Source organism: Mesorhizobium sp. M7A.F.Ca.MR.362.00.0.0 (assembly GCF_004023175.1).
Lineage (GTDB): Bacteria > Pseudomonadota > Alphaproteobacteria > Rhizobiales > Rhizobiaceae > Mesorhizobium.
Map to the genome: position 1 here is coordinate 1 of NZ_RZTF01000080.1, position 8,103 is coordinate 8,103.

An 8,103-nucleotide genomic window follows, 5' to 3' on the forward strand; every position below is an offset into this window, starting at 1 on the left:
GGGCGGGAGAGACCGGCGCCGCGATAGAAGTTGCGCCCGGCGAGGCCGATCTTCCAGCCGACGACCGCATGGCCGAGGAGCGCGATCAGCCGGTCCTGGACATCGTAGCCTTCGGCGAGGCTGCGCGGCCGTACGTCGGCGCGCAATCCGGCCGGCTGCGCACCGGCGCGCCATGCGCTCGCCAGTCCCTCTGCCGCGCGGTCGAGATCGAAGCTGTCGCTCATGTTGTCAACGGCCCGTCATCAGGCGAAGAAGACGCCGCCATTGACGTTGACGATCTCGCCGCAGAAATTGCTCGCCCCCTTCGTGCATAGGAAGGCGATCGGCCAGGCGATCTCCTCGGCGGTGGCCATGCGTCCGAGCGGAAAGTTTTCGCGCGGAAAGTCGATGTTGGCGCTGAACGGCGTCACGACCGGTCCGGGGGCGACGCCGTTGACCAGAACGCCGCCCGGCGCAGCCTTGCGGGCAAGCAGGCGGACCAGCGCGTGCAACCCGCCCTTGGAGGTGACGTAATCGGGCGGCGTCGTCGTCAGCGTGCCGCCGTGCCAGCCGGCCAGCGAGCCGATGAGGATCAACCGGCCGCCGCCGTTCCCGGCCATGTGGGCGATGCCGGCGTGACCGAGTTCGATCGGCAGCCGGACGTTGACCGCCATGGTCCGGGCGAAGCGGGCTTCCCAGTTTGGGTCCTGGTCCCAGGGAATCTGCGTCGGAACGATGCCCGCGCAATGGACGACCGCGCGGACCGGCCCGGAGGCGAAGAGCCGGGCTATGGCGCCGGGCGTCAGGAGGTCGCCCTGGACCGTTTCGGGAACGACGTTGTGGGCGATGAGATCGGCACAGGTCGCGTCGAGGCTCGAGACATCGGCGAGCAGCAGGTCGGCGCCGAGGCTGGCGAGAGCGCTTGCCGTCGCCCGGCCGATCCCGCTCGCCGCGCCGGTGACGACAATGCGCTGGCCGCTGAGGTCGAGCGCTTCGGGAAGAGATAGTGCCATGAATTCCACCCTGAAGCTGGCGTTTCAGACCCTGGCGCGCGGTGCCAGCCGCTCGATGATCGCCCGGGCGATCGCGCCCGTGCCGTCGCTGCCGCCAATGTCATAGGGACGAACCGAGCCGGCGCCAAACGCCGCGTCAACGGCGGTCTCGATCTCGTCGGCTGCTTCCAGGCAGGCCTCGCTGCTATGGCGGGCGCCGAGCCAGTCGAGCATCATGGCGGTCGACAGGATCATCGCGACCGGATTGGCGATGCCCTGGCCGGCAATGTCGGGCGCGGTGCCATGGCAGGGCTGGAACAAAGCGTGGTCGTCGCCGATATCGGCCGACGGCGCGAAGCCCATTCCGCCGACGAGCCCGGCCCCCAGGTCCGACAGGATGTCGCCGAACATGTTCTCGGTGACCATCACGTCGAAATCCCACGGCCGGCGGATGAGGTCGAGCGCGGTGGCGTCGATCGAATGCTGGGCCGCCGTGACGTCGGGATGCTGCGAGGCGACCTCGAAGAAGATCTTGCGCATGAAGGCGAACGACCGGAACACGTTTGACTTGTCGATGAGCGTCACCGTGCCCTTGCGCTTGCGCCGCCGGGCGCGTCGCTCGGCGAGCTTGAAGGAGAAGTGCGACACCCGCTCGGTGACGTCGCGCGTGATCCGCATCGTGTCGGTGGCGACCTTGTCGTCGGTCACGATGCCCTTGCCGCGCGAGGCAAACAGCCCCTCGGTCGATTCTCGCACCAGCGCGAAATCGATCTCGGAAGCGCGCGGCGAAGCCAGAGCCAGCGGCACGCCGGGAATGGCCCGGATCGGGCGCAGGCCCGCGTAGAGCTTCATGCGAAAGCGCATGTCGAGCTGGGGGGCTGGCTCGGTGCCGTCGGGATGGCGGATGTCCGGCGAACCCATGGCGCCGAACAGGATGGCGTCGGCCCGTTCGGCCGCCTCGAATCCCTCTTCGGTCATGGCGACGCCGGTCTCCTGATACTGGCGGGCGCCGCCATTGACGCGCTCCATCTTGAAGCCGATGTCGTGACGCTTCTCGATCGCCTCCAGCACCGCCGTCGCCGCCTCCATAACCTCGACGCCGATGCCGTCGCCCGGCATGATCGCGAGCCGAAAAGAGTTCTCTCTCATGAAATTCTCCCGGAGCGCCGTATCTCCCCGACGGGGATGGACGCCCACGCTTTGAATGGATGCATCGCGCTTGCCGAAGACCGGTTTGCGATCCTGGACCCGATGCTGGTGAACACGGCGCGACGTTATGATGGCTGCCGCCGACGCGACAGTATCGGTTCGGCAGGCCCCCCTTATCAAACAGCGACGATCGGCGGCGGCTGGCGATCACCGCTATGGGACGGACCGCAGGTGATCGAGCATGAACAGCGCCGCGGTCGTCAGCTGTCGGTCGTTGCGGACGCAGATGACGTGCGGACGCGTCGACCATTCGTCGAGCAGCGGAATGGCGCAGACCCGGTCGTTGCCAACTTTGTCGGCCAGCACGCCGTCCGGCAGGATAGTGATGCCGAGCCCGGCCTCGACCATACGCACGGCCGATTCGAAGGTCTTCACCTCGATGCACGTCTTCAGCGTCATGCTGAGCGCGTCGGCCGCACCCGCGAGCAGGGTGCCGAGCGAACTGGTGACGGCGAGCCCGACATGGTCGAAGCCGAGCGTGTCGGCAAAGCGCACCCCGCCCGACGTGCTGAGCGGGTGCCCGGCCGGAACCAGAACCACCAGCTTGTCGTGCCTGTAGTCGAAGACATCCAGCGCATCCGGGAAGGCCATGTTGCCCGCCAGGATACCGATGTCCGTCAGGCCCTCGATCGTCGCCTGCAGGACGCCGAGGCTCGAATCCTCGACCAGGATGATCTTCACCGAGGGATAGGCCTTGGTGAAGCTGGCGATCTGGCTCGGCATGTATTGAACGATGGCCGAGGTGTGCGCGTGAATGCGCACCTGGCCGGCGACGCCGGAGGCGAAGGTGCTCATCTCCGAGGTCATCCGGTTGATCTGGCTGAACAGGGTCGCCGCGTGCTTGGCGAGCATCTCGCCGGCGGGCGTCGCCTCGACGCCGCGCGAATGCCGATAGAACAGCGGCGCCCCGAGTTCCGATTCAAGCGAGTGGAGGCGCTTGCTGATCGCCGACGACGCGATGTTCTCGCGCGCCGCCGCCTTGCTGATGTTGCCCAGATTGTAGACGGCAAGGAAGATTCTGAGCGTCGTGAAATCGGGATGGAACATGCCGTTCTGCCTTTGTTGGGTGGAACCGCTAGTCCTTAAGCGACAATCCGGCAGCGTCAAGCGCGGCCGGATTGGGAACGGTTGGCGCCGCGCGTCAGTCCTCTTCGGGCCCGCCTTGTTCGCCGATGAGCGGGAGGAACCGGCCGCCGCCGAAATCCTCCTCCCTGTAGGTCGCGGCTGCCCTTCGTGCGGTCCTGACGAGACGCTGGCTGTAGGGTCTTCGCCGACGGGATCAAGAGCCGGCCACCGATGTCGAGCTGTTCGCGCAGGGCGGGCGGCGGGGCGGGCGCGGCAGCCGCCACCAGGATGGCGTCGAAGGGCGCGGCGTCCGGCCAGCCCATGGTGCGTCGCCCGCGCGCACCGCGACGTTGTCGTAGCCGAGTTTCCCGAACCGTTGCCGCTGTGCAGGGCGTGTGCCCCTGTCAGCCTTGGTAGAACTCCTGACGCTGCATGCCGAGGCCCTCGATGCCGAGCGTAACGACGTCGCCTGCCTTGAGGAAGATGTTCGGTTTCTGGCCTAGGCCGACGCCAGGAGGGGTGCCGGTGGAGATGATGTCTCCCGGCAGCAGGCTCATGAACTGCGACAGGTAGGACACCAGATAGCGGACGCCGTAAATCATCGTTTTGGTCGAGCCGTCCTGGAATTTGCGCCCGTTGACCTCGAGATGCATCTTGAGGTTCTGCGGGTCGTCGATCTCGTCGGCCGTCACCAGCCACGGGCCGGTCGGTCCGAACGTATCGCAGGACTTGCCCTTGGTCCACTGGCCCTGACGTTCAGCCTGGAAGGCGCGCTCGGAAACGTCATTGATGACGCAATAGCCCGCGACATAGTCCATCGCCTCGGCCTCCGACACGTATTTTGCGGTCTTGCCGATGACGACGCCGAGCTCGACTTCCCAGTCGGTCTTGAGTGATCCACGCGGGATTTCGACCGGATCGTTGGGGCCGACAATGGCCGACGTGGCCTTCATGAAGATGATCGGCTCCGGCGGCACCGTCGCGCCCGTCTCTGCGGCGTGGTCGGAATAATTCAGGCCGATGCAGATGAACTTGCCGGTGCCGGCAACGCAGGCACCGAGGCGCGGGTTGCCTTCGATCAAGGGCAAGGTCATCGGGTCGATGGCGCGTAGTGCGTCAAGACTTTCCGGAAGCAACGTACTACCGGCAAAGTTGGCCACCTTGCCAGATAGGTCGCGGATGCGGCCGTCCTTATCGAGCATTCCGGGCTTTTCCTGGCCCAACGGGCCATAATGCAACAACTTCATTTTAGGGGTCACTCCTCGACATGACTTCTCGTTCTAAAGACGTAGTCGGCAGTCGTGGCGGCCGCAAAAGCCGGAAGGTCGCGGCCGATAGACAACAAGTTCCTTGCTACGCCAAACCTGCCATTTGGGCGATGAAGGCATTCGCGCTTATCAGTCCGGAACGGTCCAGCCCTGCTCGGCCGCGTGGCGCTTCTCGAAGGCATCGATTTGGTCCTTCTGTGACAGCGTGTAGTCGAGTTCGTCGATGCCGTTTAGCAAGCAGTGCTTGGAGAACTCATCTATCTCGAAGGAATGGACCGCTCCGTTCGGGGCGGTCAGAGTCTGTGCGGCGAGATCGACCTCAATGGTCGCCCCCTGTTGTTCCTTGAGCTGGATCATGATGCTGCTGATTGCGTCGCGTTTCAGTACCACTGGCAGCAGACCGTTCTTCAAGCTGTTGGAGAAGAAGATGTCGCCAAAGCTTGGCGCGACGACAACCCGGAAACCATAGTCCGCAACCGCCCAGACGGCATTTTCGCGCGACGAGCCGCAACCGAAATTATCTTCGCCAACCAAGATCTCGCCGTGGCGATAGGGTGGCGTGTTGAGTACAAAATTTTCCCGCTCCTTGCCGCCGTCGTCGAAGCGCAGATCGTGGAAGAGATATTGGGCAAAGCCCTCGGCGCGGGGTTTCGAAAGGAAGCGCGCCGGCAGGATCTGGTCGGTATCGACATTGACGCCAGGAAAGGGAACGGCTGTCGCCGTGACCGACTTGAACGGTTCCATGGTCATTCTCCTCGCTGAAACTGGCGAACGTCGGTGAGGTGGCCGGTGATAGCGGCTGCGGCCGCCATGGTCGGGCTCATCAAGTGGGTACGTGCGCCGCGGCCCTGTCGGCCGACGAAATTACGATTTGAGGTCGAGGCGCAGCGCTTGCCGGAAGCCACGGTCTCGCCATTGGTTCCCAGGCAAAGCGAACAGCCCGCCTCGCGCCACTCGAAACCGGCGTGGAGGAAGATGCTGTCCAGCCCCTCAGCCTCCGCCTGAGCCTTGACCAGGCCAGACCCAGGCACGATCCAAGCTTCGACTCTCGGATGGACCGTCCGGCCTTTGACGACCGCCGCGGCGGATCTCAAGTCCTCGATCCGGCCATTGGTGCACGAGCCGATGAATACCCGGTCGACCGGGATTTCAGCCAGCAACGTGCCGGGTTCGAGTCCCATATATGTAAGCGCCTTCGACATGGCTTCGCGGCGCTCGGCGGTGTTGGCGCGATCCGGGTCTGGCACTAGCGCGTCGATTGGAGCGACGTCCTCAAGGCTCGTGCCCCAGGTTACCATCGGCGCGATCTCGGCCGCGTCGAGTGTGACTTCCCTGTCGAACACGGCGTCGGGATCCGAGCCGAGCTGCGACCAGCGCTCGACCGCCTTGTCCCAGGCTTCTCCCGAGGGCGAATAGGGCCGGCCCCTCACATAGTCGAACGTCACCTGGTCTGGCGCGATCATGCCGGCGCGCGCGCCGGCCTCGATCGACATATTGCAGACAGTCAAGCGGCCTTCCATGGTCAGATCACGGATGGCGGAGCCGGCATATTCGATGACATAGCCGACCGCGCCAGCGGCGCCGATCTTACGGATAATGGCGAGAATGACGTCCTTGGCGCTTACGCCGAAGCCCAGTTCGCCCTCGACGGAAATCCGCATGGATTTCGGTTTGCGCTGCCATAGCGTTTGGGTGGCCAACACCTGCGTTGCCTGCGTCATGCCGACGCCGAACGCCAGAGCGCCCAGCGCGCCGTGCGTCGAGGTATGACTGTCGGCGCAAACGATGGTCATGCCCGGCTGGCTGATGCCCTGCTCGGGGCCGATGACATGCACGATGCCCTGCCGGCTGTCGGCAAGTTCAAACACGGTGAAGCCGAGCTCCTTGGCGTTCTCCATCAGCGACTCGACCATGCCGCGGCGCTCGGCGCTGGGAATGCGCGCAACCTGACGCACGTCAGTCGGCACGTAGTGGTCGGGCGTGCCGAAAATTTGATGAGGAGCTCTCGGGCGCAAGCCGCGCGCCCGCAGGAACTCGAATGCTGGCTGATAACCGTCGTGGATGAGATGCCGGTCGACATAGAGCAGCGTCTCACCGTCCGCGCGGTCGAGGATGCTGTGCTGCGACCAGATCTTGTCCAGCATGGTGAGAGCCGCGCGAGGCCGGCCTAAGCTCATCATATTTTTCTCCCATAGGAAGCAGATCAAACGAAGCAAGCAACCAAAGGCGGTGATGCTCAGCCGCAGCCGGTGAGTAGCATGGCGCCCGCCGATACGTTCGGGGCCATTTTCTAACGTAGTGACGTCCGCCCCAAGGAGTCTTTGTTGGGAAGGGTGTCATCGCAACGCGCGATGACTGGCGATTGTCGCACCGAGTTGATCGGCTCACCATCGATTCTGGCCAAGGCGTGTCGGGTGGACAGCTTCCCCTCCCGACGCTCGTCCACGGGCGCATCCAACCCGACTCCCTGCAACGGGCGTCGATCCGAACAGACCGTCCAAACTACTTCTCTTCAAGCAACACGGGGGGCCCCTGGGGCTTGGAAGCCAGTGCAGTTAGCTGGCTCCTAACGATGCCGCATCTCTTTCAAGGGACAGGCCCGCCGAGCGGTCATCTCAAAGCTGGCTCTTGCCCCCGTCAACGACGATCTCGGTGCCCAGCATGAAGGACGAGGCGTCGGAGGCGAGGAAAAGCGCCACTTCCGCCTGCTCGGATGGATCGGCGGCGCGGCCGATCGGCACGCGTGCCTGAACGGTCGCCAGCGCCTTTTCGGCGCCGTTGGCGAACGGTCCTTCGCTGGTGAACACGGCGGTCTTGGTTGGTCCTGGCGACAGGCAGAAGACACGGATGCGGCGCGACAAGAGGTCTGCCGAAATCGCCTTGGCTAGGGCCAAGGCCGGAGCCTTCGAAGCCGCGTACAGTGCCATATTGGGCTGACCGGTCTTGGCGGCGATCGACCCCGTCAGGATCACCACGCCGCAATCGCGCATGAAGGGTGCTGCCTTTTGGACCGTGAAGAACTGGCCCTTGGTGTTGACAGCAAAAAGCTTATCGAAATCCTCGCCGGTCCAGTCGGCGAACGGCTTGAACACGGTGATGCCGGCATTGGCGAAGACGATGTCGATGCCTCCGAGCGCTTCCGAGGCAAGCACCGCACCAGCCGCGATGGAGTCCAGGTCGGAGACGTCCATATGGACGCCGACACTGCCCGGACCCAGCTCGGCTGCCAGCGCCTGGGCTTTCTTGCCGTCGCGTGCGCAGAGCGCCACACGCGCGCCTTCGCGGACGAATGTCCGCGCCGCAGCAAGCCCGATGCCGCTCGTTCCGCCGGTAATCAGCGCAGTCTTACCCGCAAGTCGCATTCACAATCCCTCAATGTTGGCGCCCGCATCCGTCTGGTGGTGAGAACCTACGGGAACGGCGGGTGGTAGGAGCCCAGCTCATCTTCGCCGGCACACCCCCGGGCCAAATGGAGCATGCCCCGCTCTGATAGCGTTTGACCGGCTGCTCGGCATGAATGCTCTCTTTGCCCCTTCATGGTGCAGACGAGAGCGCCGACGCGGACGTGGCGCCAGTCTCGGCCTCTCTTA

The 8,103-nt window shown here is 64.6% G+C and carries 8 protein-coding genes and 1 pseudogene; all 9 read right to left on the reverse strand.

Annotation, left to right across the window (positions count from 1 at the left end; genetic code table 11):
- Positions 1 to 224: pseudogene (locus EOC06_RS13090) on the reverse strand (hydratase); the annotation flags it as partial.
- Between the two features lie 18 nt (positions 225 to 242).
- Complete coding sequence (locus tag EOC06_RS13095) at positions 243 to 992, reverse strand: SDR family NAD(P)-dependent oxidoreductase (RefSeq protein WP_032899540.1); 750 nt, start codon at positions 990 to 992, stop codon at positions 243 to 245.
- 24 nt (positions 993 to 1,016) lie between these two features.
- Positions 1,017 to 2,120 carry an isocitrate/isopropylmalate dehydrogenase family protein gene (locus EOC06_RS13100; protein WP_024504878.1) on the reverse strand — a complete coding sequence of 368 codons (1,104 nt, stop codon included), beginning with the start codon at positions 2,118 to 2,120 and terminating at the stop codon, positions 1,017 to 1,019.
- 213 nt (positions 2,121 to 2,333) lie between these two features.
- Positions 2,334 to 3,227 (reverse strand): LysR family transcriptional regulator, encoded by an 894-nt coding sequence (locus EOC06_RS13105; protein WP_024504879.1) that lies wholly within the window; start codon positions 3,225 to 3,227, stop codon positions 2,334 to 2,336.
- Positions 3,228 to 3,283: 56 nt separating this feature from the next.
- Positions 3,284 to 3,568, reverse strand: a complete 285-nt coding sequence (locus tag EOC06_RS13110; RefSeq protein WP_196815412.1) for a hypothetical protein — start codon at positions 3,566 to 3,568, stop codon at positions 3,284 to 3,286.
- Positions 3,569 to 3,649: 81 nt separating this feature from the next.
- Positions 3,650 to 4,492: a fumarylacetoacetate hydrolase family protein gene (locus tag EOC06_RS13115; protein WP_024504880.1), complete on the reverse strand. Its 843-nt coding sequence runs from the start codon at positions 4,490 to 4,492 to the stop codon at positions 3,650 to 3,652.
- A 150-nt stretch (positions 4,493 to 4,642) separates the two neighbouring features.
- Entirely contained in the window at positions 4,643 to 5,257 is a 615-nt protein-coding gene (leuD, locus tag EOC06_RS13120) for a 3-isopropylmalate dehydratase small subunit (RefSeq protein ID WP_024504881.1), read from the reverse strand.
- Positions 5,258 to 5,259: 2 nt separating this feature from the next.
- Positions 5,260 to 6,657, reverse strand: coding sequence for a 3-isopropylmalate dehydratase large subunit (gene leuC / locus EOC06_RS13125; protein WP_245265389.1), 1,398 nt, complete (start codon positions 6,655 to 6,657; stop codon positions 5,260 to 5,262).
- A gap of 471 nt (positions 6,658 to 7,128) precedes the next feature.
- Positions 7,129 to 7,875, reverse strand: coding sequence for an SDR family oxidoreductase (locus tag EOC06_RS13130; RefSeq protein ID WP_024504883.1), 747 nt, complete (start codon positions 7,873 to 7,875; stop codon positions 7,129 to 7,131).
- Between the last annotated feature and the right edge of the window lie 228 nt (positions 7,876 to 8,103).